The following is a 25,392-nucleotide window of genomic DNA, read 5'->3' as shown; positions in this document are numbered from 1 at the left end:
AAAGTTAATACAAAAATAATAATCTCAACGTGAGTGCAGAGAAATGAAATGTACTTTTACCCTTGCGGCCGCCCTGTGTGTCTTGGCGCAGCAAACCCATGCGGCTGGTTTCATTGAAGATAGTAAGGCAGCGCTTAAATTGCGTAATTACTACATCAACAGCGATTATCGCGACTCTGCAACATCCGCACAGAAAGCCGCCAATCAAAGTTATCAAGCGGAATGGGGACAGGCTTTCCAGCTGGAATACATCTCCGGATATACTGAGGGCCCTGTCGGATTGGGAGTCGATGCTTTGGGCATGTTGGGTGTAAAGCTCGATTCAAGCGCCGGCAAACATGGCAATCCAACGGGCAACAACTTCGGCGGCGTGGTGTTTCCAAGCGACGGCGACCATGCGGTTGACGATTTTTCCAGCCTGGGACTGACCGGGAAAGTGAAGATTTCCAAGACCGAGTTGAAGCTTGGCACTCTGGTGCCGAAACTCCCGGTTATCTATAGCAATGACGGACGATTGCTGCCGCAAACCTGGCAAGGAGCCCAGGTGACCTCTGCGGACATCAAGGATCTGATCCTGACCGGAGGGCAAATTGACGGGGTCAAGGGCCGCAACTCCAGCAATATCGAAAACATGTCCATTGCGGGTGCCAACAATCCTGTCACCGGTCGCTTCAGCAATAAGTTCCTTTTTGCGGGCGGCGATTACAAACTGAGCAAAGACCTGACCTTGCAATATTATTACGGCAACCTTGAGGATTTTTATAAGCAGCACTTTCTGGGGTTGATTCATAACTGGGCAATCGGTTCAGGCGTGCTAACCAGTGATCTTCGATATTTCAATAGCCAGGACGCTGGTGCGAACGGTCATGATCCTGCTTACTTTACGACAGGCTACTACGGCGGTAATACGATCAAAGGCAAAGTCGACAATAACCTGTTCAGTGGATTATTGACCTACGCCGTTGCCGGTCACACCTTCGGAGCCGGCTATGAGGTTAGCAACGGGAAAAGCGATTTCCCTTATTTAAACCAGGGTGACGGTCCGACCACTTACACCATCACGGAAATGCAGGTTCAGAAATTCGTGCACGCCGGCGAGAAGTCCTGGCAGGCACGCTACGCCTTTGACTTTGCAAAACTGGGCTTGCCCGGTGCGACAGCGGGGGTTGTCTACGTTAAAGGCGATGACATCAACACCATCGCTTCCAGCGATTCAAGTGAGTGGGAGCGCGATATAACGCTGGCCTATGTCGTGCAATCGGGACCGTTGAAAGGCGTTAGCCTCATGTGGAAAAACGCGATGGTACGAAACAACATCCCGAACACCCGCCAACAGGACGAAAACCGGATCATCATTAATTACCAACTGGCATTGTTTTAGGCGTTATCCGGTAGAGCGCGGGTGAAACCCTATTCAGCGGGCTGGCTGCCCGCTTGACTGACAGGCAGCGCTTAAAGGCGTGTTGCGTGTACATGCCGTTCTCTTCCAACGGCATGTTTTATAGAAGAGAAACATTTCCCTTGAATGGGGTAGGGCGGTGCGAGTGATCCTCCACCGCCTTTTTTTCGAGTGTGCGATGGGCGACCGATACACAGGTCAGGATTGCTCATGATCCCAACGCTTCCTGCCAGCCACGTCGAGCCAGTGGCAGATCGAGCAAACGCTTGCCGGTGGCATCCCGAATGGCGTTACCCAGCGCTGCGGCCATGGGGCCCTGGACGATTTCCGCAGCACCGAGAAATGGCTGGTCCGGCTGATCGATCATGTGGACCTCGACCTGTTTCGGCACCTCGGAAAAACGCATGATCGGATAGCCGCTCCAATCGAAGCTGTGCATGCCATTGGCGTCATAGAGGATTCGTTCATAGAGCGTCCAGCTGGCGGACTGCACGATGCCACCCTGAACCTGATTGAGCAGCCCATCGGGGCTGACAATTTGCCCCACATCGACGGCGGCCACCACCCGATCAATCGTCACTTGTCCGGTCTGGCGCTGCACATGCAACTGCACGGCGATGGCGCAGTAACCCATGATGTTTTTATAGCGTGCGAAGGCGAAGCCGATTCCACTGCCGGGGCCTGTGGCTTTTTGCGGCCAGCGGAACGCACTGGCCACACGATCCACCACCGCCCGTGCTCGCGGATCGCTCAAGTGATTCAGGCGAAATTGCACCGGATCCACCGCAGCCCGCGCCGCCAGTTCATCCACCGTGCTTTCGATGGCGAACACATTGATATGGGCACCCAGCGAACGCATGGCCGAGGTCCTGAAGGGCATGGTCAGCACAAAATTCAGGTCAATCTGCTGGTTGGGTATCTCATACAACGGAACCGCGTTACGGTCGCCGTCGCCCTCGGGTTGGGCGATCGGGACCGAAGGCGCAGGGGTGAAGGGTTTGGCCAATAGCCACGCCGGCAGCAGGCGCCCGGCATTGACGATGCGTTCGTTGTGCGGCGTACTCCAGAGTTCGTATTTCCAGTCACGCAGACGCCCGCTGTCGTCCAGTCCCGCTTCCACTTCGGCCAGCATTGCCGAGCTGTAGGGCTCCCAGAGATTCTCCTGTTCGCGCATCCATTGCACCCGTATGGGTTTGCCAGGCAGGGCCATGGCGATCAACGCGGCATCGGCGGCGGCATCATCGGCGCCGTTGTGGCCATAGCAGCCGGAGCCTTCAGCATGGATGCAGCGCACCTGCTGCACGGGCAGACCCAGCATCTCGGCGATGCCCATGCGCAGAGGATAAACACCCTGAGTGTGGGTCCAGACGGTCAGCGTCCCATCCTTGAACCAGGCCACCGCGCAAGACGGTCCGATGGAACCGTGCATCAGGTATTGCTTGGTCACCCGTGCCTTGTACCCACGGGACTCGGGTTGCGTGAGGTGACCCTTGGCGCTCACCGGGTAGCGCCGCGCCGGCAGCTCGGTAAGCAGCTGATGGATATGGGTCGAGTCAGGTAGCGGATTCCCTTCGGTCCAGCGGGCAGTGGCGTAGCCCTCGCGCATTGCCTTGACCGCCAGCCATTCATCGGTGGCGACCACCGCGAGGTAGCTGCCGTTGCGGACCAGTTTCACCACGCCGGGGAGTTTATTGAGGGCGGCTTCGTCAATGTCCAGTAGCTGACTGCCGCGCCGGGGTGGACGTATCACGCGGGCATGCAGCATGTCCGGCAGGCGCATGTCCTGCACATAGGCCGCACCGCCGCTGACCTTGGCCGGGATGTCCAGCCTGGGCAATGATGTGCCGATCAGGGTGAAGCTGCTGGCTGGCTTGAAGGGGGAACTCGCCGATGCGTAGCGATGCAATTGAACCCCGTTGACCGCTTGTGTGTAGGTCATGCTGCGACCTTGCCCATCGTGGATCACCGCGTCCCGCGTGCTCAGGCTGTCGGTGTTGCATTGCCATTGGCGAGCCGCGGATTCGAGTAACAACTGACGCACCTGGGCCGCCGCGTTGAACAGTGCAGTGCCGCTGTCGACGATCGTATGGCTGCCGGCGGTGTAACCCTCATTGGGTGTCAGCGCAGTGTCGGCCGTGAGAAAGCGGATCAGACCGGGTGACACTTCCAGGCGTTCAGCGGCGATCTGCAGGAGCGCGGTCTTGACCCCAGTGCCCAGTTCCACCTTGCCGGTGTAGACGGTAATGCCGTCTTTGGCGTCAATGCGGATCCAGGCGTCCAGATAGGGCGTGGCCCGCAGGCTGCCGGGCAAATCAGGCGCCAGGATTGCCGTACCCAGGGTGTCCACTTCGGTGTCGGCGAAGGCACGCGGGATACCGGGGAGCATGGCGAACCCCATCACCAACGCGCCGTTTATCACGAAGGCGCGGCGGCTCAGATCGACGTTTTGCGTTGAGGACTTCATACCTTGGCTCCCTGCGCGATGACCGATTTGATGGCGGCGAGGATCCGCACATGGGTGCCGCAGCGGCACAGGTTGGGCGCCATGTGGCGACGAATCGTGTCATCGTCCGGATGAGGGTTTGTCTCCAACAGAGCCTGCGCCCGTACGATCATCCCCGCGATGCAATAACCACACTGGGCTGCCTGCTCGTCGATAAAGGCTTTCTGCAACGGCCCCGGTTTGTCGGCGCTGCCCAGGCTCTCCACGGTGCGCACGGACTTGCCCGCCAGCGCGCCGCAGGGCGTCAGGCATGAAAACACCGGCTTGTCGTTCACTAAAACCGTGCAAGCGCCGCACTGACCCAGACCGCAGCCGTATTTCGCGCCATTGAGCCCAGCCTGGTTGCGCAGGGCATACAGCAGCGGCATGTCTTGCGGGATGTCCAGTTCATGCGTCTTGCCGTTGATGTCGAGTGTGATCACGGTGGCTACTCCTGAGTCCGAATGCTCTTGATTGTCTTGTCGAGATCCGTCCAGGGCCTGGTCGGGCAGCTCTCGTTGCGCAAATACTCGGCGATGGCGGCGAGGTGGGTATCATCCAGACTGTCTGCGAAGCCAGGCATGTAGTGGCTGGAGTCGGCAGTGGACATCGGGATGCCCTGCAAAATGGTCTGGATCAGATTACGTGGCGAGTCGGCCCTGACGGCGCTGGTGTGTACCAGCGCGGGCCTCGAATCCAGGGTGCGCATGGGGGCGGCGGAGCTGTGGCAACTTGCGCAGGCACCCTCGAACAGCGCCGCACCGGGCAGCGTCCTGGCAGTGGTATTGGCCGCTGGCGGGCAGGGCGGTGACGTGGCGTCCGACGAGGTTTTTTTAAGGTCAAGGATATAGCGGGCGATGGCCTGGGCATCTTCCACCGGCAATTGCCCGATGCTCAGGCTGACCGGCAACATGGGGCCCGCCGCCGCGCCGTGATCTTCGGCGACCTTGCCCGTCAGATAGGCGACCAACTGGGCTTCATTCCAGGGGTGTTGCGCGTCGGCCATCCCGCGCAGCGAGGGAGCGGTCCAGCCGTCGACGATACCGCCGTTGAACAGCTCGCTGCTCTTTTCGCCGCCAATCAGATTCAGCGGCGAATGACAGGACGAACAGTGTCCCGCGCCTTCGACCAGATAGCGTCCGCGGTTCCATTGCGCAGACCGGTCGGGAAGCGGTTCCAGCGGGTCGCCATGCAGGAACAGCAAGTTCCAGAACGACACCAGCGCACGGAAGTTCATGGGGAAAACCATATGGTTTTCAGGTGCGGTGTATTTGACCGGGTCCACGCTCATCAGGAAGGCGTAGGCATCCGCGATATCGGCATCACTCAACTTTCGGTAATGCACGTAGGGGAAGGCCGGGTAGAGGAAGTGACCGTCGCGGGCGATGCCTTCACGCATGGCTCGTTCAAAGGCCGGCAGCGACCACTTGCCGATACCGGTTTCCGGGTCCGGGGTGATGTTGGTGGTGAAGAGTGTTCCGAAGGGCGTGATCAATGGCAAGCCGCCCGCCATGTAGTCGCCCCCGGGCCGCGTGTGGCAGACCGCGCAGTCGCCCGCTTCGACGATGCGCCGGCCTCTGTCCAGGGTTTCCCTTCCGGCACTCTGCGGCGGGCTGACAGCAGCGATTTCCGGCCTCCACATCATCCAGAAGGCGAACCCTATTCCCACCACGCCGAGCGCCACAACGGCACCGATGATCGTCTTGCGCTTCATCGCCTTACCTCTCGAACTGAGTAAACGACAGATCTTTCAATCCGCCGCGTGCGATTGGCGTACGGCGACTTTCAGCTCGGTGAGCTTAGACAGGGCGCTTGGGATCGAGTAGTCCATCATGGCGCAACGCTACATTGCGCCGGGCGCAACGGCGGCCATGAGCCGACGCGCCGATCAGCTCAGCGTTGCGTTTTGCGAAAAGCAACGTTGCGCGGCAGGTGGATACTCCGGCGGGCGCCGGACGCTTACCTTGGTGGTGTGAAAACATTCAACCACGGAGGCCGTCATGAGTTTGCACTCAACCACCATTCAAGTGACTTACGACTTCATCTGCCCATGGTGCTGGATCGGTGAGGTGAATCTTGAACGCGCACTGGCCGCGTCGGGTTTTACAACTGACCGTCAAATCAGTTTCCTGCCTTACCAATTGAACCCGGACATGCCTGTTCGAGGCATGGATCGCAAGGCCTATCGCTCTGGCAAATTCGGCAGTTGGGCGCGCAGCCAGGCCATGGATGCGCAGGTCACCCACGCCGGCAAGGCCGTCGGCCTCGGGTTCCATTATGAGCGCGTCGAAACAACCCCCAACACCCTGGCCGCGCATCGCTTGGTATGGCGCGAGCAACAGGCGGGTAAAGACGCTTCATGCCTGGTCAAGGCCATTTTCAAGGCGTACTTCGGCGAGGGGCGAGATATCGGCGACCTCAATGTGTTGGCCGATATCGCTGGCGAAACAGGACTGGACCGCAAGGCCATTGTCGACTTTCTCAACACCGATGAAGGCACGGCTGAAGTCTTGAAGCTCGAAGCGCAAAGCAAGGCGTCCGGAGTGCGTTCGGTACCGACCATCGAGATCGCGGATGACGTGATCAGTGGCGCGCAACCCAGCGAAATCATGATCCAGATACTGAAACGAAACCAGGCCGCTTGAGCCGCTTGTCCAACCCCGATCCCTACAGGAAATCATCATGTCCCATCACTTGTTCAGCCCAATCAAACTCGGTCAACTCAACCTCGATCACCGTGTCGCCATGGCCCCTCTGACTCGCTCGCGGGCGGGGCAGCCCGGCAACGTGCCGACATCGATGAACGTCGAGTACTACCGCCAGCGCGCCAGTGCCGCGTTGATCATCACCGAGGCCACTCAGATTTCGCAGCAGGGTCAGGGTTACGCCTGGACGCCGGGCATCCATAGCGACGCGCAGATTCACGGCTGGAAAGCGGTCAGCGACGCCGTGCATGCGGAAGGCGGGCGCATTTTCCTGCAGCTCTGGCATGTGGGGAGGGTGTCACACCCCGTATTTCAACCGAACGGCGGCTTGCCGGTCGCGCCGACCGCGCAGCCGGTCCCCGGCAAGACCTTCATCCTCAATGAGCAGGGCGAGGGGGTGTGGGGTGATGTACCTGTCCCTCAGGAACTGGACATCCCGGGGATCGAAGCGATCGTTTCCGATTTCCGCAAGGCCGCGCGCAATGCGCTTCTGGCCGGTATGGACGGCGTGGAAATCCACGCGGGCAATGGCTACCTGCTGGACCAATTCATCAACAGCGCCAGCAATCAGCGCAGCGATCGCTACGGTGGAAGTATTGAAAACCGTGCACGGCTGCTGCTCGAAGTGGTTCAAGCGGTGACCGAAGAAGTCGGGGCCGAACGCGTTGCCGTGCGCCTGACACCGATGGGGCGATTCATGGGAATGGGCGATGACACCCCGGAACAGACCTTCGGCTACATTGCTTCCCGGCTCAATCAATGGAATCTCGCCTACCTGCACCTGGTGGAACCGATGATGGTCGGCACGGTGCTCGATGAAAGTAATGATCCACGCTGGGACGCCATCATCAAACAGCTGCGTGCTGACTTCCACGGCGTTCTGATGCTGGCGGGTGGTTACACCGGAGAGACCGCTGAACAGGCCATCGCGCAGGGGCGTGCCGACCTCATCGCTTTCGGTCGCCCGTTCATTGCCAACCCCGACTTGCCGGCTCGCCTGCGCGGGAGGACCGAACTCAACCCGGCGGACGGCAACAGCTTTTTTGGCGGCGACGCCAAGGGCTACATCGACTATCCGGCGCTGGCATAACGCAGCTCAAAACCGGTTGGTTCGGCAATCACCACTTCGCAAGGAGAAAGGTCATGAAGAGTCCGGATAGTCCGAAGGCCCTGGTCATCGGTGGTTCACTGGGCGGTCTGTTTGCCGCCACGGCGTTGCGGGCGATTGGCTGGCACGTCGATATTTTCGAGCGCTCCCCCGCGGCAATGGATAGCCGTGGCGGTGGCATCGTTCTGCAAGCGGACGTCCTGCAGCATTTTCGCTATGCCGGCATCCAACATACCCATGCGCTGGGTGTCCGGTCCCATGATCGTCTGTATCTGGATCGAGCCGGTAGCGTCTTGCATAAAGAGCCGATGCCGCAAACACAGACGTCCTGGAACACCGTGTACAACGCATTGTTTTCCGCCTTTCCCGCCGAGCATTATCACCGTGGCAAGACGCTGGTGGATCTGGCTCAGGACGAGCACCGGGTGACGGCGATGTTCGCCGATGGCTGTCGTGCCGAGGCAGACCTGCTGGTGGGGGCCGATGGGGCGGGTTCATCCGTGCGGAGCAGGGTGTTGCCCGGGGCGCAACCTGGCTATTCGGGCTATGTGGTTTGGCGTGGGCTTGTGGATGAAGACCGACTTGCAGACTTCGCCAAGACGCAGCTTTACGAGGACTTTGTCTTTCAACAGGACCCTGGATCGCTGATGCTCGAATACATGGTGCCAGGCTTGAACGGCTCCGTTGAGCCTGGCGAGCGTCGGTTCAACTGGCTATGGTATTTGAAAGCTGCGCAAGGGCCGGAACTGGACGCCGTGCTCACTGATCGCGACGGCCAGCGGCGGAGCCACTCCATTCCACCGGGGGCTTTGGCTGCGGAGCAGGAGGCTTACCTGCGGGAAATGGGCGAGCGGCATGCAAACCCGGCTTTTCGTGAACTGATTCGCCAGACCCAGGACATTTTTGTCCAGGCGATCCTTGATCTCGACGTTCCACAAATGGTGTTCGGACGTGTGCTGTTGACCGGCGATGCCGCTTTTGTACCGCGGCCCCATACCGCCGGAAGCACGGCCAAGGCGGCCCGCAATGCACTGTTCCTGGCACAGGCCATCGACGACAGTGGCGATCTCGACAAAGCCCTGCAGACCTGGCAAAGACAGCAACTTGCAGAAGGCAAGCGCATGAGGGACTGGGGAGTGAACATGGGCAACCGGATCATGGGCATCACGCCATCCTGATTCAGCGGCTCGTATCGGGTTTAATCCACCACTGATTGAGCACAGCCATGCAAGACGTACAACGCCTGGTCATGCACAGTCGTTACCTTTCCTTCTCGATCCTGGACTCCGCTTATGGATAAGTTGCTGGCGCTCAAAATGTTTGTCGAAACCGTACGCTGTGGGGGGTATTCGTCAGCGGCGCGCAAGCTTGGCATCTCCACTTCGTCTGTGACCCGGCAGGTCGCGGGGCTGGAGAGTGAGCTGGGCGCCAGCTTGCTCAATCGCACCACGCGCAACACGAGCGTCACGGTGGCGGGGCAGCACTATTTCGATAAAGCCGTGGCGATCCTGGAGGCCATCGAGGAGGCCGATGCCGTCGTGGCCGACCGTGGCAGCGAAGCGCAAGGACGCTTACGGGCCAGCGTCCCGGTGGAGTTCGGCCGACGCATCATCGCGCCGCATCTGGGGCGACTGCTGGATCGTCATCCTGGCCTGGAGATCAGCCTCGCGCTGAGCGACGAGGTCAGTGACCTGCTCAGCGAGCAAATAGATGTGTCCGTGCGCCTGGGTTCATCGGTGGTCAGTGAAGACATCGTCAGCAAGCGCCTGGGCGATTTCCAGCGCTGGGTAGTGGCGAGCCCCGATTACCTGACGCGTACCGGACTGCCCCGACACCCCCATGACCTGCTGGAGCACCAATGCCTGCGTTTTGATTACCGCACCGGCCACCACAATTGGACGTTCCAGGGTGATGAGGAAATCATTCGCTTGAATGTGCAGGGAAGGCTGCAAAGCAACAACGCCGACATTCTGCGCGAGGCGGCGTTGGCCGGGGGCGGGGTGACGCTACTGGCCGACTGGCTGGTGCGTGACGATGTCAGTGCAGGTCGCCTGACGCGTGTGCTGGAGCAGTACGAAGTCAACCCAGGCAGTGCGAGCACTAGCATCAATGCGCTTTACCTGCCCAATCATCGTGGTTCCAGTCGCATCAATGTGTTCATTGAATTTCTGCAGGAAATCCTCGCCCCCTGAGCATGAGCTGTGCGTTTGACTACCCGGCCTGTGCGACATTGCCCTAGACGGTTCAGGCAGGGTAGATCTCCATCGTGACGCCCCGCAGGGCGGCGATGATCAATCGCCCACTTTGATTTCCAGCCGCTTGAACCTCGATGCCAGTGTCGTGGGCTTGAGCCCCAGCCGTTCAGCCGCAACGCCCTTGCCGAACAGCTTTCCATCGGCGGCCTTCAGTGCTGCCTGCATGTTGTTGCGTTCAAGCTCGCGAATCTGGGCGTCAGTCATGATCACGGACGAGGGGGAAGGTTGTGGGGGAACGTTGAGGCTGGCTTTAGGTTCGTCGGGCAAATCCAGGTTCAGGTCCGCGCCGATCGAGGTGATCAACGCGCGCTCGATGACGTTTTGCAACTCGCGAATATTGCCTGGCCATGAGTAGCGTTGCAGGCGCTCGATGTCGCTGTTGCGCAATCGCCTGCCGGGCATGTTCAGGCGTTTGCCGGTCTGCTTGAGGAAGTGTGCGGCCAGGGCGCCGATGTCCATCGATCGATCGCGCAAGGGTGGCGACTTGATCGGGAATACGTTCAGGCGAAAGTACAGGTCTTCGCGAAAGTGCTTGGCCTCGACTTCCTGGCGCAGGTCGCGGTTGGTCGCGGCAATGATCCTGACATCGACCTTGCGCGTGCGTTCTTCGCCGACGCGCTCGAACTGACCTTCCTGCAACACTCGCAGCAGTTTGCTTTGCAGCTCCAGGGGAATTTCGCCGATTTCGTCAAGGAACAGCGTGCCTCCGTCAGCCAGCTCAAAACGCCCGACGCGATCACGCACCGCCCCGGTAAACGCGCCCCGGATGTGCCCGAAAAACTCGCTCTCGAACAATTCCGCAGGGATCGCCGCGCAATTGACCCGAATCAGCGGATGGGCATTGCGGCGACTGGCCTGGTGGATGGCGCGGGCAATCAGCTCCTTGCCCGTTCCCGATTCACCGTTGATCAACACGCTGGCATCGGTCGGGGCGACCACGTCGATCTGCCGGATGATTTTCTTGATCGGCTCGCTCTGGCCGACGATTTCGCGGAAGTTGTGCTCGATATGAATCTCTTCCTGCAAGTAAGCGTTCTGCTCTTCGAGACGCTCCTTGAGTACCTTGAGTTCATCCAGGGCACTTTGCAGCTGGTTTTCCGTGGTGCGTCGCTCGGTGATGTCGCGGAACACCACCACCGCACCGACGATACGGCCCTCGGAAATCACCGGAGTACTGGTGAATTCCACCGGAAACGAACTGCCATCCCGGCGCCAGAACACTTCCTGGCGACCCTCGTGAATCACACCGTCGTGCACCGCCTTATAAATCGGGCACTGTTCGACCGGGTAATGACTGCCATCGGCATGGGTGTGGTGGTGAATGCGGTGGATGTTCTTGCCGATCATGTCCTGGGTTTCCCAACCCAGCATCCGCGCACAGGCCGGGTTGACGAAGGTGGCCAGTCCCTCGCTGTTGATGCTGTAGATGCCGTCGCCCACGGAACTGAGCAGCAGCTGGTTGTCGCGTTCGTTTTCCTGGAACAGGTTAAGGATGTTGCGCCACTCGATCAGCCCGCCGCGCATGGTGCGTTCGGTGTGGGCCTGGTCGCGCTGGTACTTTTCCTGACTGTGTTCACGCAGCACCAAAATGAGGTGTTGTACGCCCTTGATTTGCAGGGTGGTGGCGCAGATTTCCAGTTCGATGCGTTCGCCGCTTTTGCAGTTGCAACTGAGTTCATCGGTCCAGGCGCGGCCTTTGTCCATCACTGCCTGGGTAAAGACGATCAGGTCCGCCAGCTGATGCCCGAACAGCTTGCTCACCGGTAGCTCCAACAGTTCCTGGCGGGGATAGCCGAGCAACTTGCAGGCGGCGATGTTCAGGTCGCCCAACCGGTCGGAAAATGGATTGAGCAGCGCGATCGCTTCGGCGCAATGTTCAAACACCATATGCCGTGACGAATACGCCAGGTCGGCCCAGCCGCTGAGAGAGTCTGCTTCAGTCATGACTACGAAATCTCGTGTTTTGCCACTACGAATAATCGTATTTCTACGGGAATGCGTGGTTCGGCGAAAGCATCAGATGCGAAATCAAACACCGGATCAGTTCAGTATTTGCATAAAAATCAATTGGTTAAGTCGTCACGAAAAAGACTTTATTTTTCTGGCACGGCGTTCGCTCTATCTCCTGCAACCCGGCAGCCAATACAGGCTGACGTCAAAGCACGAAGAAAACTGGAGAGCGACACTATGCCAAGCGTGGACATCCCCCATTACAAAGACGGCGACTTCCTGGTCAATTACGAAGAGAAAGTCTTCGAGGACATCAAAGCCGAGCCTGGTGAGAAAGTCCTGATCACCTTTCACACCATCGCTTTCGAGGGCTCCATTGGCCTGGTCAATATGCTTCAGGCCAAGCGCCTGCTGCGCAAAGGCTTCGAAACCAAAATCCTGCTGTATGGACCCGGCGTGCAGTTGGGCGTGCAACGCGGTTTCCCAACCTTGGGCGCCGAAGCATTTCCCGGCCACTTGGCCGTGAACAAGCAGTTGATGCAGTTCATGGAGGAGGGCGGTGAGGTTTACGCCTGCCGCTTCGCCCTGCAAGCGCTGTACGGCCAGACCGAAAAAGCCCTGATCGAAGGCATCCGCCCGATCAACCCGCTGGACGTCATGGACCTGCGCCTGCTGATGCGCCGTGAAGGCGCGATGATCATCGATACCTGGACCGCCTGACCGAGCACACAGTTGCGGGAGCGAGCTTGCTCGATCCCGCAGCACCGCGTCGATCTTCCGAACACTACTGACTTCAGGACCCCATCATGGCCATCATTCGCGCAGCCGCCGTTCAGATCAGCCCAGTGCTTTACAGCCGCGAAGGCACCGTGGACAAGGTCTGCCAACAGATCATCGCCCTCGGTCGACAAGGCGTGCAGTTCGCCGTGTTCCCGGAGACGGTGGTGCCGTACTACCCGTACTTTTCGTTTGTGCAGCCGGCGTTCGCCATGGGCGCACAACACCTCAAATTGCTCGATCAATCGGTCACGGTGCCGTCCGCCGCGACCCTGGCCATTGGCGAGGCCTGCAAGCAAGCAGGGATGGTGGTTTCCATCGGCGTCAATGAGCGCGACGGCGGCACGATCTACAACGCGCAGTTACTCTTCGATGCCGACGGCAGCCTGATTCAGCATCGGCGCAAAATCACCCCGACCTACCACGAGCGCATGGTCTGGGGGCAGGGTGATGGTTCCGGCCTGCGTGCCATCGACAGTGCCGTGGGGCGCATCGGTTCGCTGGCATGCTGGGAGCATTACAACCCGCTGGCCCGATACGCCTTGATGGCGGACGGCGAGCAGATTCACGCGGCGATGTTTCCCGGCTCGCTGGTGGGCGACATTTTCGCCGAGCAGATCGAAGTCACCATTCGCCATCACGCCCTGGAGTCCGGGTGCTTCGTGGTCAATGCCACCGCGTGGCTGGATGCCGATCAGCAGGGCCAGATCATGCAGGACACCGGTTGTGGGCTCGGCCCGATCTCCGGTGGCTGCTTCACGGCCATCGTGTCGCCCGAAGGCAAATTGCTCGGCGAGCCGCTGCGTGGCGGCGAAGGCGTGGTCATTGCCGATCTGGATCTGGCCCTGATCGACAAGCGCAAACGCATGATGGATTCGGTCGGGCATTACAGCCGTCCGGAACTGCTCAGCCTGTTGATCGACCGCACGCCGACGGCCCATGTCCATGAGCGCGGTGCGCACTTCGCGGCGCTGGCCACCGAGGAGTTCGATCATGCAAGCCAATGAATTGCTGGCCGAGTTGCAATGCCATGGCGTGCGTTGGCCAGCGGCACAAAACGGTTTGTCCCGACAAGGCGGTGCAGGGCCGTCGGACCACAAGGCGCTGAGTTTTGGCAGTCGGACCATGATGGTGCCGATCCTCAACCAGGCTTCACAGGATTCGCCCTACCAGGCGCAGCCCAACGCCGATGGCAGTCAGGCGCTGATCTTCCGCGAAGGCTTGCCGGTGGGGCAGGTGCAAATGCCCGGCGTGCCGAAGTTCTACGGTTTGAGCACCGCCGATGGCATTCCCTATTGGAAAATCGCCACGCTGCACAGCAGCGATGTGCTCGCGACCACGGTGTTGCAGCATTGCATTCGCTTCAATGATCGCGGCAGTTCCTGCCAGTTCTGCGCCATCGGCCAGTCGCTGGCGGCGGGCAAAACCATTGCCCGCAAACGTCCGCAGCAACTGGCGGAAGTGGCCAAAGCCGCGGTGGAACTCGATGGCGTCAAGCACATGGTGATGACCACCGGTACGCCACAAACGCCGGACCGCGGCGCGGCGATTTTGTGTGAATCGGCCGCCGCCGTTACAGCCGCTGTCGATCTGCCGATTCAGGCGCAATGCGAGCCGCCGGACGATGATCGCTGGTTCCAGCGGCTGGCCGACAGCGGGGTGGTGTCACTGGGTATGCATCTGGAAGCCGTCACCGATGAAGTGCGCCACCGGATCATGCCGGGCAAGGCCGAAGTGCCTCTGAGCCGCTATTTCGAAGCCTTCAGTGCAGCGGTCGAAGTCTTTGGCCGGGGCCAGGTCAGCACCTACATCCTGGCCGGCCTGGGCGACAGCGAAGCCGCCATCAGCGAGATGAGCGAACGTTTATGCGCGTTGGGTGTGTATCCGTTCGTGGTGCCATTCGTGCCCATCGACGGCACGCCATTGGCCCATCACCCAAAACCGGAGAGCGCGATGATGGCCCGGCTCTATCCACAGATCGGCGCCAGCTTGCGCCGCCACGGATTGCACTCCGATCAGATCAACGCCGGTTGCGCCAAATGCGGCGCGTGCTCGGCCCTGAAAAGCTACGAATAAGCCGGAGAATCTCCATGTCGAATGCCGCCTTTGCCCTGGTCGACAGTACCTTCGAGCCGTTCCGCGCGGGCGAGTTATGGGTCAAGCCCGCCAGCGAACACTGGGAGAAGCAAGCCTATTTCGCCCTGCGTCGCTCGGTGTTTTCCGATGAACAACAACTGCTGGTGCAGGACAAGGACAGCCATGATTTTCAGGCGATTGCCATTGTCGCCCTGGCCGGCAATTGCGGGATCGCCGATCAGGTGGTGGGCGCGGTGCGCATCTACCAGCCGGAGCCGGGCCTTTGGTTTGGTGGGCGTCTGTGCGTGGCGGCGGCGTATCGGCGCCACAGCATGATCGGCAAGGCGTTGGTCAACGAAGCCGTGTCGCGAGCCAAGGAACTGGGCTGCGAGGTGTTTCGCGCTACGGTGCAGGCGCAGAACGAAGTCTATTTCCATGGCCTGCGCTGGCAAACCCTCGAACACCTGGAGCTGCTCGGCCAGCCCCATTGCTTGATGCAAGCGGATTTGCCGAGCTACCCGCTGATGCCGCGCCAGGTCTCATTGCGTGCGCTGAAGGTGGCTCGCCATGACTGACGCTCTTGATCTGGCCGCGCTGATCGACACCTTGCGGACCACCCCGGCCATGCGCTCCAAACAGGCGATCCAGCAGCCTGCCGCCGTGGTGGGTCGCGCAACACAAGCGCTGACCCGCGAGCAGCTTTACGCCTTGCCTGGCGACGACACAGCGGCGATTGCCTGTGGCGATCATTTTCAGCTACTGGCCATCGAAGGCATGTTGCCGGCCTTTGTCGCGGCTACGCCGTGGTTTGCAGGATGGTCAGCGGTCATGGCCAACGTCAGTGACATTACTGCCATGGGTGGTCGTGCCACGGCGGTGGTTAACGCCTACTGGCATCACGACAACGACGCCGCGCAGCAGATTCTGGCGGGCATTCGTGCAGCCTGTGAAGCCTACGGCTTGCTGTTGGCCGGTGGGCACACCAGCCTCGACACGAACAATCCCACTGCGCTGGCCGTGGCGATCACTGGCATTGCGAAAAACCTGTTGTCGACCCTGCATGTCGCGTCAGGCCAGGTCATCGCCATGGCGGTGGACCTTGAAGGCGCCTGGCACGCCGACAGCACCTATTGGAAAGCCTTCGAAGGCGTACCGGCCGAGCGTCTGCGCAGCAAGCTCCAGGTATTGCCGCGCCTTGCCGATGCCCGGCTGTTGCTCGCCGCCAAAGACATCAGCAACGCCGGGATTCTCGGCAGCCTGTTGATGCTGCTGGAAACCACCGGCTGCGGCGCGACCATCGATCTGGCTGCACTGCCGTGTCCGCCGGATGCCGACCTCGCACGCTGGCTCCAGGTGTTTCCCAGCTATGGCTTCCTGATGACGCTCGACGAGCGTGACTGGCCGCAAGTCCAGACAGCCTTCGCATTCGAAGGGATTCACTGCGAGCGTATCGGTCAGGTGAACTCAAGCGGCGCATTGACCGTCCGGCACGGACAACAGCGTGGTGAATTCTGGAATCTTCGTAAGCAGGCCTTTACCGGATTCCGTTACCCCCATCTCGACCTCACCCCTTTAAACCTGAAACAGGAGCACTGACATGCCCGCCGTCAATTTCAGAATCCGCTGGCCCAATGGGCGCGAAACCACTGGCTATTCACCCTCGACCGTGATTTTCCAATACTTGGAAGAGGGCGCCAGCTACCCGTTGCCGGAATTTCTACAGCGCATAGAAAAGGCCTTGAACAACGCGTCGGAGCGGGTGAAGGAGGTCAAGGGGTTCTATTGCAGTTCGGCCATGGACACCTTGAGCTCATTGAAGGGACAGGCCAGTTATCTTCAAGCGCCTGCCCACGCAGAAGGGCAGGTGAACATTCTCAGCATGCGGACCGAAGGCGCCGGTCAGGTGATCGGCGCAGGCTGGAGCTCGTTCTGATTCATTGAATTTCCCCTTGATGCTTATCGTCACCCATGACAGGAGCAACGTTATGACCAGCCATCTCACTTCAATCAAAACCCCACACTACAGTGTGATCATCGTTGGCGGCGGCCAGGCCGGGTTGTCCGCCAGCCATTACCTGCAACAGGAAGGGATCGACCATCTGGTGCTGGAAAAGCACAGCGTGACCCATACCTGGCGCAATCAGCGTTGGGACGCTTTCAGTCTGGTCACGCCTAATTGGCAATGCGCCTTGCCGGGCTATACCTACGTCGATGATTTCAAGGGCGCCGACCCTCACGGTTTCATGAAAAAGGACGAGATAAACCAATACCTGGCTGGCTTCGTCAAATCAGTGAACGCGCCGGTTCAGGAGGGCGTTACCGTGCAGCGCGTGATCCCGCGCACACTGGGTGGTTTCGAGGTGCATACCTCGAACGGAGAGTTCACGGCGGACCAGGTGATTGTCGCGTCCGGCGGTTACCACACGCCGATCATTCCGCGCCTGGCCGAGCGTTTGCCGGCCGGTGTTCACCAACTGCATTCGGAGCAATACCGTAACCCCGGAGCATTGCCTGCCGGCAACGTACTGGTGGTCGGCTCCGGGCAGTCGGGGGCACAGATTGCCGAGGACCTGCATCTGGCAGGACGCAAAGTCTTTCTTGCGGTCGGTGACGCACCGCGTTGCGCGCGTTTCTATCGAGGCAAGGACGTGGTCGACTGGCTCGCGGAAATGGGCTACTACGAGATCGGCGTCGACACCCATCCGCTGCGTGAGGGCGTGCGCGACAACACCAACCATTACGTCACGGGACGCGACGGCGGGCGCGATATCGACCTGCGTAAATTCGCCCTGGAGGGCATGGAATTGTTCGGTCGTCTTGAAGGGTTGCAGGGTACGCGCATGCAATTCGCCCCTAACCTGGAAGAGAGCCTGGACAGCGCCGATGCGGTGTACAACCGCATCAATGGATCGATCGACAAGTACATCGAGGAACACGCGATCGACGCGCCGCCCGGTGAACGCTACGAGCCGAGCTGGACACCCGAACAAGAGCGCAGCGAACTGGACCTTGAGGAGGCAGGCATCACCAGCATCATCTGGTGCATCGGCTTCAGTCCGGACTTTACCTGGGTCGAGGCTCCCGTCTTCAATGGCCGTGGCCACCCGGGACACCAACGCGGGGTCACGGCGCAGCCTGGCCTGTATTTCCTCGGATTGCCATGGTTGTACACCTGGGGGTCGGGGCGTTTTTCCGGCGTGGCGAAAGATGCGCAATACCTGGTGGAACGGATCAGTGCTTCACGCGTAGAACCCTCGATTCTGACGAAACGGGCTATCGCAAGATAATCGTCAGAAGCGGGGTGAACGGTATCGTGTAGGCGCGAACTTCGTTGCTATCGGAAAAGTCCGTTCAAATAGTGCAGACGTAGATACAAACGCACTTATCTTGTCTAGCGAAAAATACAGGGGGAGGGGGCATCACGAGGCCGATCACGCCTGGGAAAAGAGCAAAGCGACGATGAACCCGCTCATCGTTCGCGGCGTTCTCCCATCAATTCTGTGGGTAATACCGTCTGTCACTGCACTGGATTCTTCAAGCTATTCACCATTTCCTTCAAGAGTGACACTCGCCTTCATTGTTAACGTTTATCCGCGCCTTAACCATTGCCTGGCAGCAAGTCAGTAAAGGCGAATATAAACATAACAATATGAGGTTTCAAAATGAGTGCTCAATCTAAACTCACCTCTGCGTTTACCGGCGACGGTAAAGTCACATACCTGGACGCAATGGTGATTGGTGCTGGGGTTGCTGGCCTCTATCAGTTGTATCGACTTCGTGAGATGGGCTTGACGGTCCGTTCCTACGATACGGCTTCCGGAGTTGGCGGCACATGGTATTGGAATCGTTACCCCGGTGCGCGCTTTGACTCTCAGGCTGAAATTTATCAGTACTGGTTCTCCGAAGAACTCTACAAATCCTGGCAGCCAACCGAGCGATTCCCCGCGCAGCCCGAAACAGAGGAGTGGCTGAACTTCGTCGCCGATCGGCTGGACCTCAAGAAAGATATCCAGTTCAACACCCGTATCGCTTCCGCTCACTTCTGCGAGGAGAGCGGTCGCTGGATTGTGACAACCGAGGCGGGTGAAACGATCAATACGCAATACCTGATTTCCTGCTGCGGCATGCTGTCCGCTCCACTGTCCGACCGCTTCCCCGGCAAAACCGACTTCAAAGGCCAGATCTATCACACCGGCCTGTGGCCAAAAGACCCCGTGGACTTCAAGGGCAAGCGTGTGGCGGTGGTGGGCACTGGCGCCACGGGTATTCAGGTGATTCAGACCATCGCCCCGTCAGTGGGATCAATGAAGGTCTTCGTGCGCACCCCGCAGTATGTGATTCCGATGAGGAACCCCAAATACAGCAAAGAAGACTGGGAAAAGTGGGGCACACAATTCCATCAACTCAAGAAACGCGTGCGAGAAACTTTTGCAGGTTTCGACTACGACTTCGACGCCGGCCCCTGGGCCGAGAAGTCCCCCGAAGAGCGACAAGCCGTGCTTGAACAACTCTGGGAAGATGGCTCGTTAGCCATGTGGCTGGCTTCTTTTCCCGAGATGTTCTTTGACGAGCAGGTCAACGAAGTCGTGTCGGAGTTCGTGCGTATCAAGATGCGTGAGCGTCTCCAGTCGAAGCCGGATCTTTGCAACCTGCTGATCCCCACCGACTATGGCTTCGGCACCCATCGCGTGCCGCTCGAAAACAAGTACCTTGAAGTCTATCTGCAACCCAACGTCGAGGCGGTTGACTGCAAGCAGTCACCGATCGAGCGCATCGTGCCGGAGGGAATCCAGACCGCCGATGGAAAGATTCACGAGGTAGACATCATCGTGCTGGCCGTGGGCTTTGATGCCGGCTCCGGCGCACTCAGCCGGATCGATATTCGAGGTCGCGACAGCCGGTCACTGAGGGAGCAGTGGAAACAAGAAATCCGCACATCGATGGGACTGCAGATCCACGGCTACCCCAACCTGTTCACAACAGGTGCACCGTTGGCACCGTCGGCTGCACTTTGCAACATGACCACCTGCCTGCAGCAGCAGGTGGACTGGATCACCGGATGTATTGAGTTTGCCGCCCGGCACGGCAAACAAGTCGTGGAAGCCTCCAAAGAGTTCGAGGACGAGTGGGTACAGCACCACGACGAGACGGCGGCGAAGACATTGGTCGTCAAAACCGACTCCTGGTACATGGGCTCCAACGTAGATGGAAAACCGCGCCGACTTGTATCCTATATCGGCGGCGTTGGTAATTATCATCGCCGCTGCGACGAAATCGCCGAACAGGGTTACCCGGGCTTTGAAATGGCCTGAGGTCGAATGACTGCTCACTAGTTGCAGCTGTCACTACGACTCTCCATTTCGCCGTGACAGCTCGATAAACGAGGTAACCTGTAATGAACAACTATTACTCCCAAGAAAATCACGGTCCTTTTGAACTTATTAATATCGGGCCGCTCCAGCTTGAAGAAGGGTCATGTATTCCTGATTGCCGACTGGCAGTCGCAGTACATGGCACCCTGAACGCCGACAAGAGTAACGCCATACTTGTTCCGACCTGGTACTCCGGCACGAGCAAGGCGATGGAACAGATATACATTGGCGAAGGGCGAGCGCTGGACCCTTCGAAATACTGCATCATTGTTGTCAACCAGATCGGTAACGGCCTTTCCAGCTCTCCGAGTAACACGGGTGGATCGCTGGCAGGTCCTGGATTCCCGAATGTCAGGATTGGCGATGACGTCAGTGCCCAGCACACATTGCTGACCGAGTACTTTGGGATCGAGAGCCTGGCACTCGTGGTGGGGGGGTCGATGGGGGCGCAGCAAACCTACGAATGGGCCGTGCGCTATCCAGACTTTGTCAAACGCGCCGCAGCGGTAGCGGGTACAGCGCGCAATATCGAGCATGACTTCCTGTTTACCGAAATACTCATTGAAGCGATAACGACCGATCCGGCCTTCCGGGCGGGCTTATACAGCTTATCGTCAGAAGTGGAGGCCGGACTCAAGCGGCATGCGAAACTGTGGACGTTGATGGGCTGGAGTACCGAATTCTTCCGCGCCGAGCGGCATAAGGCGCTGGGTTTCGAGTCGATGCAGATATTCGTCGACAGTTTCATGGCGAGCTACTTTGCGGCAATGGACCCTAACAACCTCCTGACCATGGCCTGGAAATGGCAGCGGGGAGATGTCAGTCGAAACACGGGCGGTGATCTTGAGACGGCCCTGGGCCGAATCAAAGCGAAAGTCTATGTAATGCCAATCTCGCATGACCAGTTCTTTACCGTGGAGGATTGTTTGTCGGAGCAAAAAATGATCCCGAACAGCGAGTTCAGACCCTTGAGCTCAATTGATGGTCACCTCGGACTGTTTGGCACCGATGCTGAAATGCTCAATCAACTGGACGCCCATCTGGCAGAGCTGTTGTCATCCCCAACACATTGAAACACGCCTGCAAGAACAATAAAAAATGGCACAGGACTCCTGTGCCAAGCCCAGAACAATTTTATAATAATCAGGGTTGAATATGAGAATAACAACAGCACATTTTTTGCGCGTGCCAAATACGTTCGAACCGAGTTCTGGCTCTAACGTTGATTGCTTCAGAAAAAACAACATAAACGTCCGAATTCGCCATGCGTTTCGGTTGATGATTTTAGTTTTCTGCCTTCAACTTTCTATTGTGTGTCACGCATTGGATGTCGATCCTGGCGACTATACACCAATGCCAGACGGCACAAAGCTTGGACTTGTCTATTTACAGCATGCAGAGCGCGACGAGTATTACCTGCGTGGCAATCGCTTAAGTGACAAGTATAACCTTCGGTCGGATGTCGCCATTCTGAGGGGGGTCAGCTATCAAGAGTTTGCAGGCCTCCTGACGAATATCCAACTTCTACTGCCTTTTGGTCATCTGTCGGCAGGTGGCGATATAAAAGCCATGGGCAGTGAAACCGGAATGGGCGATCCCATTCTGGCCAATGCAATATTTATCCACCAAGATCCTTCGGTAAACCGCGCATTGGGCATCACTCAATATCTGTTTTTGCCTTTGGGAGACTACAGCAAGAATAAAGAGCTGAATATTGGGGAAAACAGGTGGAAGTATGTGTTGCAGGGTGGGTACATGCACGGCATCGGTAGCAGCGTCATTCTGGATTTCGTCGCTGACGTTACTTTTTTTGGTGACAACGATAGTTACTCCCCCGACGATCTGACAATGAAGCAGCGCCCACAGTACCAGATGCAAGGATTTGCCAGGTATAAGCTCAATGAGCGCGCGACTATTCATGTCGGTTATTCCCGACTATGGGGAGGGGAGAGAGAAGTTGACGGAACCGATTTGAAAGATGAAAGCGGTCAAGAAAAACTAATGCTGGGAGGGTCTTATTTCGTTACTCCAAAAGCACAGTTACTTGCAACATTGGGGCGTGATATTTCAGTCGATAATGGCTTCAAGGAAGAGTCTCGCCTTAATCTTCGATTGCTTTACGTATTTTAAGCCGTTCTTGATCAGGGAAAGTCTGGAAGGGACTCCACAATACGCTCCGCTCTAACGCTATTATCCAGAGAGATTCGCCGTGCATATTGGTATAACTCGCGAAACACACGCTGGAGAGCCCCGTGTGGCTGCTACGCCGGAAACGGTGAAAAAACTCATTGGCCAAGGCCATAGAGTCACTGTACAAAGCGGCGCCGGCCTAAAGGCCAGTGTTGTCGACAGTGCTTATGAAGCGGCAGGCGCGATCATTGGCAGCGCCAACGATGCGTTTGGTGCAGAGCTGATTCTCAAGGTGGTCGCACCCAGCGACAGCGAGCTGGCGCTGATCAAGCGCGGCACCGTTGTGGTGGGCATGCTCAACCCGTTCAGCAATGAAACCATCGCCAAAATGGCCGAGTGCGGCATGACTGCCTTTGCCCTGGAAGCGGCGCCTCGCACTTCCCGGGCCCAAAGCCTGGATGTGCTGTCCTCGCAAGCCAACATTGCCGGTTATAAAGCCGTGCTGCTGGCCGCTCATTACTATCCGCGCTTCATGCCGATGCTGATGACCGCTGCAGGTACCGTCAAAGCGGCGCGCGTGCTGATTCTCGGCGCCGGCGTGGCCGGGTTGCAGGCGATCGCCACGGCGAAACGTCTGGGTGCCGTGATCGAAGCGTCTGACGTGCGCCCTGCGGTAAAAGAGCAGATCGAATCCCTCGGCGCCAAGTTCGTCGACGNAGCGCGGCACCGTTGTGGTGGGCATGCTCAACCCGTTCAGCAATGAAACCATCGCCAAAATGGCCGAGTGCGGCATGACTGCCTTTGCCCTGGAAGCGGCGCCTCGCACCTCCCGGGCCCAAAGCCTGGATGTGCTGTCCTCGCAAGCCAACATCGCCGGCTATAAAGCCGTGCTGCTGGCCGCTCATTACTATCCGCGCTTCATGCCGATGCTGATGACCGCTGCAGGTACCGTGAAAGCGGCGCGTGTGCTGATTCTCGGCGCCGGCGTGGCCGGGCTGCAGGCGATCGCCACGGCGAAACGTCTGGGTGCCGTGATCGAAGCGTCTGACGTGCGCCCTGCGGTAAAAGAGCAGATCGAATCCCTCGGCGCCAAGTTCGTCGACGTGCCCTACGAGACCGATGAAGAGCGTGAATGCGCCGTCGGCGTTGGCGGTTACGCGCGCCCCATGCCCGCCAGCTGGATGCAGCGTCAGGCCGTGGCCGTGCACGAACGCGCCAAGCAGGCAGATATCGTCATCACCACCGCACTGATTCCGGGCCGTAAGGCGCCGACGCTGTTGAGCGCGGAAACCGTGGCACAGATGAAGCCGGGCTCGGTGGTCATCGACCTTGCCGCCGCCCAGGGCGGCAACTGCCCGCTGACCGTGGCCGATCAGGTGGTCGTCGAAAATGGCGTGACCATTGTCGGCCCGACCAACCTCGCCGGCGCGGTCGCGGCAGATGCGTCGGCGCTGTATGCCCGCAACTTGCTGGACTTCCTGAAACTGGTCTTCACCAAGGAAGGCCAGTTCGAGATCAACCTCGAAGACGACATCGTCGCCGCGTGCCTGATGTGCCGCGACGGCCAAGTCATCCGCAAAAACGCCTAAGCAGGGATTCAGACGATGGAAGAGCTTATCTCCCCCGGTATCTACAACCTGATCATCTTCGTGCTGGCGATTTATGTCGGTTATCACGTGGTCTGGAACGTTACACCTGCGCTGCACACGCCTTTGATGGCCGTGACCAACGCCATTTCGGCGATCGTGATCGTCGGCGCCATGCTGGCGGCGGCTTTGACCGTGACGCCACTGGGCAAGACCATGGGCACCCTCGCGGTCGCGCTGGCCGCGGTCAACGTGTTCGGTGGCTTCCTGGTCACCCGCCGCATGCTTGAGATGTTCAAGAAAAAAGCCCCGAAAGCCGTAAAAGAAGAGGCGCCGAAGTAATGAGCATGAACCTCGTAACGACGCTCTACCTGATCGCGTCGATCTGCTTCATCCAGGCCCTCAAAGGCCTGTCGCACCCCACCACGTCGCGTCGCGGCAACCTGTTCGGCATGCTCGGCATGGCGCTGGCGATCCTCACCACCGTCGGCCTCATCTATAAGCTGGGCGCGCTCTCTTTTGGACAAGGCGGGGCGACAGCCGGCATTGGTTACGTGATTGTCGGCCTGCTGATCGGCGGCACGGCCGGTTCAATCATGGCCAAGCGCGTTGAAATGACCAAGATGCCGGAACTGGTCGCGTTCATGCACAGCATGATCGGTCTGGCCGCGGTGTTCATCGCCATTGCCGCCGTCGTCGAGCCGCAGTCCCTGGGCATCGTCAAGCACCTGGGTGATTCGATTCCAGCGGGTAACCGTCTGGAACTGTTCCTCGGCGCAGCCATCGGTGCCATCACGTTCTCCGGTTCGGTGATCGCGTTCGGCAAACTGTCCGGCAAGTACAAGTTCCGCCTGTTCCAGGGCGCACCGGTACAGTTCGCCGGCCAGCACAAACTGAACCTGCTGTTGGGCCTGGCCACACTGGCGCTGGGCGTGACCTTCATGCTGACCGGCAACCTCAGCGCCTTCGCCTTGATGCTGGCCCTGGCGTTCGTCATGGGCGTGCTGATCATCATCCCGATCGGTGGCGCCGACATGCCGGTGGTGGTGTCGATGCTCAACAGCTACTCCGGCTGGGCGGCGGCGGGTATCGGCTTCTCGCTGAACAACTCGATGCTGATCATTGCCGGCTCCCTGGTGGGCTCGTCCGGTGCGATCCTCTCGTACATCATGTGCAAGGCGATGAACCGCTCCTTCTTTAATGTGTTGCTCGGTGGTTTCGGCAACACAGCCGACGCCGGCCCGGCAGGCGCCAAGGAAGCCCGTCCGGTGAAATCCGGCTCGGCTGACGACGCGACCTTCCTGCTGACCAACGCCGACACCGTGATCATCGTTCCGGGTTACGGCTTGGCAGTAGCGCGGGCCCAGCATGCGCTGAAAGAGCTGACCGAGAAGCTGACCCACCGTGGCGTGACCGTGAAATACGCGATCCACCCGGTGGCAGGGCGCATGCCTGGCCACATGAACGTATTGCTGGCCGAGGCCGAAGTGCCTTACGACCAGGTGTTCGAGATGGAAGACATCAACTCCGAGTTCGGTCAGGCCGACGTGGT

Annotated in this window: 22 protein-coding genes and 2 pseudogenes; 20 read left to right on the top strand and 4 right to left on the bottom strand. The window is 59.0% G+C overall.

What is annotated here, in order from left to right; translation table 11 throughout:
- Positions 1–43: 43 nt before the first annotated feature.
- Positions 44–1,381 carry an OprD family porin gene (locus tag JQF37_RS00120; RefSeq protein WP_130210920.1) on the top strand — a complete coding sequence of 446 codons (1,338 nt, stop codon included), beginning with the start codon at positions 44–46 and terminating at the stop codon, positions 1,379–1,381.
- A gap of 226 nt (positions 1,382–1,607) precedes the next feature.
- Here JQF37_RS00120 and JQF37_RS00115 read toward each other — a convergent pair whose 3' ends face one another.
- The 3 genes from JQF37_RS00115 to JQF37_RS00105 are packed head-to-tail and all read right to left on the bottom strand — an operon-like array spanning position 1,608 to position 5,595.
- The gene (locus JQF37_RS00115; protein ID WP_130210921.1) at positions 1,608–3,863 is read right to left on the bottom strand and encodes a molybdopterin cofactor-binding domain-containing protein; all 2,256 of its coding nucleotides are present in this window, start codon (positions 3,861–3,863) and stop codon (positions 1,608–1,610) included.
- Positions 3,860–4,324 carry a (2Fe-2S)-binding protein gene (locus JQF37_RS00110; protein WP_130210922.1) on the bottom strand — a complete coding sequence of 155 codons (465 nt, stop codon included), beginning with the start codon at positions 4,322–4,324 and terminating at the stop codon, positions 3,860–3,862. Before JQF37_RS00110 ends, JQF37_RS00115 begins: the two co-directional genes overlap by 4 nt.
- 5 nt (positions 4,325–4,329) lie before the next feature.
- On the bottom strand, positions 4,330–5,595 hold the full coding sequence (locus tag JQF37_RS00105; RefSeq protein WP_130210923.1) for a cytochrome c: 1,266 nt from the start codon (positions 5,593–5,595) through the stop codon (positions 4,330–4,332).
- A 118-nt stretch (positions 5,596–5,713) separates the two neighbouring features.
- Here JQF37_RS00105 and JQF37_RS00100 point away from each other — a divergent pair, with 118 nt between their 5' ends.
- The 5 genes from JQF37_RS00100 to JQF37_RS00080 all read left to right on the top strand — a co-directional run bounded on the left by JQF37_RS00100 (position 5,714) and on the right by JQF37_RS00080 (position 9,886).
- Positions 5,714–5,857: a hypothetical protein gene (locus tag JQF37_RS00100; protein WP_189340490.1), complete on the top strand. Its 144-nt coding sequence runs from the start codon at positions 5,714–5,716 to the stop codon at positions 5,855–5,857.
- 24 nt (positions 5,858–5,881) lie between these two features.
- Positions 5,882–6,526, top strand: coding sequence for a DsbA family oxidoreductase (locus tag JQF37_RS00095; RefSeq protein WP_130210924.1), 645 nt, complete (start codon positions 5,882–5,884; stop codon positions 6,524–6,526).
- Between the two features lie 37 nt (positions 6,527–6,563).
- The gene (locus JQF37_RS00090) at positions 6,564–7,676 is read left to right on the top strand and encodes an alkene reductase (RefSeq protein WP_130210925.1); all 1,113 of its coding nucleotides are present in this window, start codon (positions 6,564–6,566) and stop codon (positions 7,674–7,676) included.
- A 53-nt stretch (positions 7,677–7,729) separates the two neighbouring features.
- Positions 7,730–8,872 (top strand): FAD binding domain-containing protein, encoded by a 1,143-nt coding sequence (locus JQF37_RS00085; protein WP_130210926.1) that lies wholly within the window; start codon positions 7,730–7,732, stop codon positions 8,870–8,872.
- A 114-nt stretch (positions 8,873–8,986) separates the two neighbouring features.
- Entirely contained in the window at positions 8,987–9,886 is a 900-nt protein-coding gene (locus JQF37_RS00080; protein ID WP_130210927.1) for a LysR family transcriptional regulator, read from the top strand.
- Positions 9,887–9,985: 99 nt separating this feature from the next.
- Here the strand turns inward: JQF37_RS00080 and JQF37_RS00075 are convergent, their stop codons facing one another.
- Entirely contained in the window at positions 9,986–11,893 is a 1,908-nt protein-coding gene (locus JQF37_RS00075) for a sigma 54-interacting transcriptional regulator (RefSeq protein WP_130210928.1), read from the bottom strand.
- A gap of 243 nt (positions 11,894–12,136) precedes the next feature.
- Between JQF37_RS00075 and JQF37_RS00070 the strand changes: the two genes are divergently transcribed.
- The 14 genes and pseudogenes from JQF37_RS00070 to JQF37_RS00005 all read left to right on the top strand — a co-directional run.
- Entirely contained in the window at positions 12,137–12,619 is a 483-nt protein-coding gene (locus JQF37_RS00070) for an MSMEG_0572/Sll0783 family nitrogen starvation response protein (RefSeq protein ID WP_047529177.1), read from the top strand.
- An 86-nt stretch (positions 12,620–12,705) separates the two neighbouring features.
- Positions 12,706–13,683: a Nit6803 family nitrilase gene (locus tag JQF37_RS00065; protein WP_130210929.1), complete on the top strand. Its 978-nt coding sequence runs from the start codon at positions 12,706–12,708 to the stop codon at positions 13,681–13,683.
- A complete protein-coding gene (locus tag JQF37_RS00060) occupies positions 13,670–14,752 on the top strand; it encodes an MSMEG_0568 family radical SAM protein (protein ID WP_130210930.1) in 1,083 nt (360 codons plus the stop codon). The genes JQF37_RS00065 and JQF37_RS00060 overlap by 14 nt, the downstream gene beginning before the upstream one ends.
- A 14-nt stretch (positions 14,753–14,766) precedes the next feature.
- Positions 14,767–15,327 (top strand): MSMEG_0567/Sll0786 family nitrogen starvation N-acetyltransferase, encoded by a 561-nt coding sequence (locus JQF37_RS00055; protein WP_130210931.1) that lies wholly within the window; start codon positions 14,767–14,769, stop codon positions 15,325–15,327.
- Entirely contained in the window at positions 15,320–16,348 is a 1,029-nt protein-coding gene (locus tag JQF37_RS00050; protein WP_130210932.1) for a sll0787 family AIR synthase-like protein, read from the top strand. The genes JQF37_RS00055 and JQF37_RS00050 overlap by 8 nt, the downstream gene beginning before the upstream one ends.
- A gap of 1 nt (position 16,349) precedes the next feature.
- Positions 16,350–16,685 carry an MSMEG_0570 family nitrogen starvation response protein gene (locus JQF37_RS00045; RefSeq protein ID WP_130210933.1) on the top strand — a complete coding sequence of 112 codons (336 nt, stop codon included), beginning with the start codon at positions 16,350–16,352 and terminating at the stop codon, positions 16,683–16,685.
- Positions 16,686–16,737: 52 nt separating this feature from the next.
- Positions 16,738–18,039 carry an MSMEG_0569 family flavin-dependent oxidoreductase gene (locus tag JQF37_RS00040; RefSeq protein ID WP_130210934.1) on the top strand — a complete coding sequence of 434 codons (1,302 nt, stop codon included), beginning with the start codon at positions 16,738–16,740 and terminating at the stop codon, positions 18,037–18,039.
- Between the two features lie 375 nt (positions 18,040–18,414).
- Positions 18,415–20,064: an NAD(P)/FAD-dependent oxidoreductase gene (locus JQF37_RS00035; protein ID WP_130210935.1), complete on the top strand. Its 1,650-nt coding sequence runs from the start codon at positions 18,415–18,417 to the stop codon at positions 20,062–20,064.
- Between the two features lie 83 nt (positions 20,065–20,147).
- Complete coding sequence (locus JQF37_RS00030) at positions 20,148–21,197, top strand: alpha/beta fold hydrolase (protein WP_130210936.1); 1,050 nt, start codon at positions 20,148–20,150, stop codon at positions 21,195–21,197.
- 205 nt (positions 21,198–21,402) lie between these two features.
- Entirely contained in the window at positions 21,403–22,254 is an 852-nt protein-coding gene (locus JQF37_RS00025) for a transporter (protein WP_130210937.1), read from the top strand.
- A 79-nt stretch (positions 22,255–22,333) separates the two neighbouring features.
- Positions 22,334–22,969 (top strand): annotated as a pseudogene (locus tag JQF37_RS00020) (NAD(P)(+) transhydrogenase (Re/Si-specific) subunit alpha); the annotation flags it as partial.
- Positions 22,970–22,982: 13 nt separating this feature from the next.
- A pseudogene (locus JQF37_RS00015) lies at positions 22,983–23,843 on the top strand (NAD(P) transhydrogenase subunit alpha); the annotation flags it as partial.
- Between the two features lie 15 nt (positions 23,844–23,858).
- Positions 23,859–24,182, top strand: coding sequence for an NAD(P) transhydrogenase subunit alpha (locus JQF37_RS00010; protein ID WP_003187010.1), 324 nt, complete (start codon positions 23,859–23,861; stop codon positions 24,180–24,182).
- Positions 24,182–25,392, top strand: a 1,211-nt coding sequence (locus tag JQF37_RS00005) for an NAD(P)(+) transhydrogenase (Re/Si-specific) subunit beta (protein WP_130211645.1), incomplete at its 3' end; no start/stop codon positions are given. The genes JQF37_RS00010 and JQF37_RS00005, both read left to right, overlap by 1 nt.

Origin of the sequence: Pseudomonas sp. MIL9, assembly GCF_016887925.1 — a bacterium.
GTDB lineage: Bacteria > Pseudomonadota > Gammaproteobacteria > Pseudomonadales > Pseudomonadaceae > Aquipseudomonas > Aquipseudomonas mohnii.
Note: the sequence above shows the minus strand (reverse complement) of the source record. Positions and strands in the feature narration are given on the sequence as shown.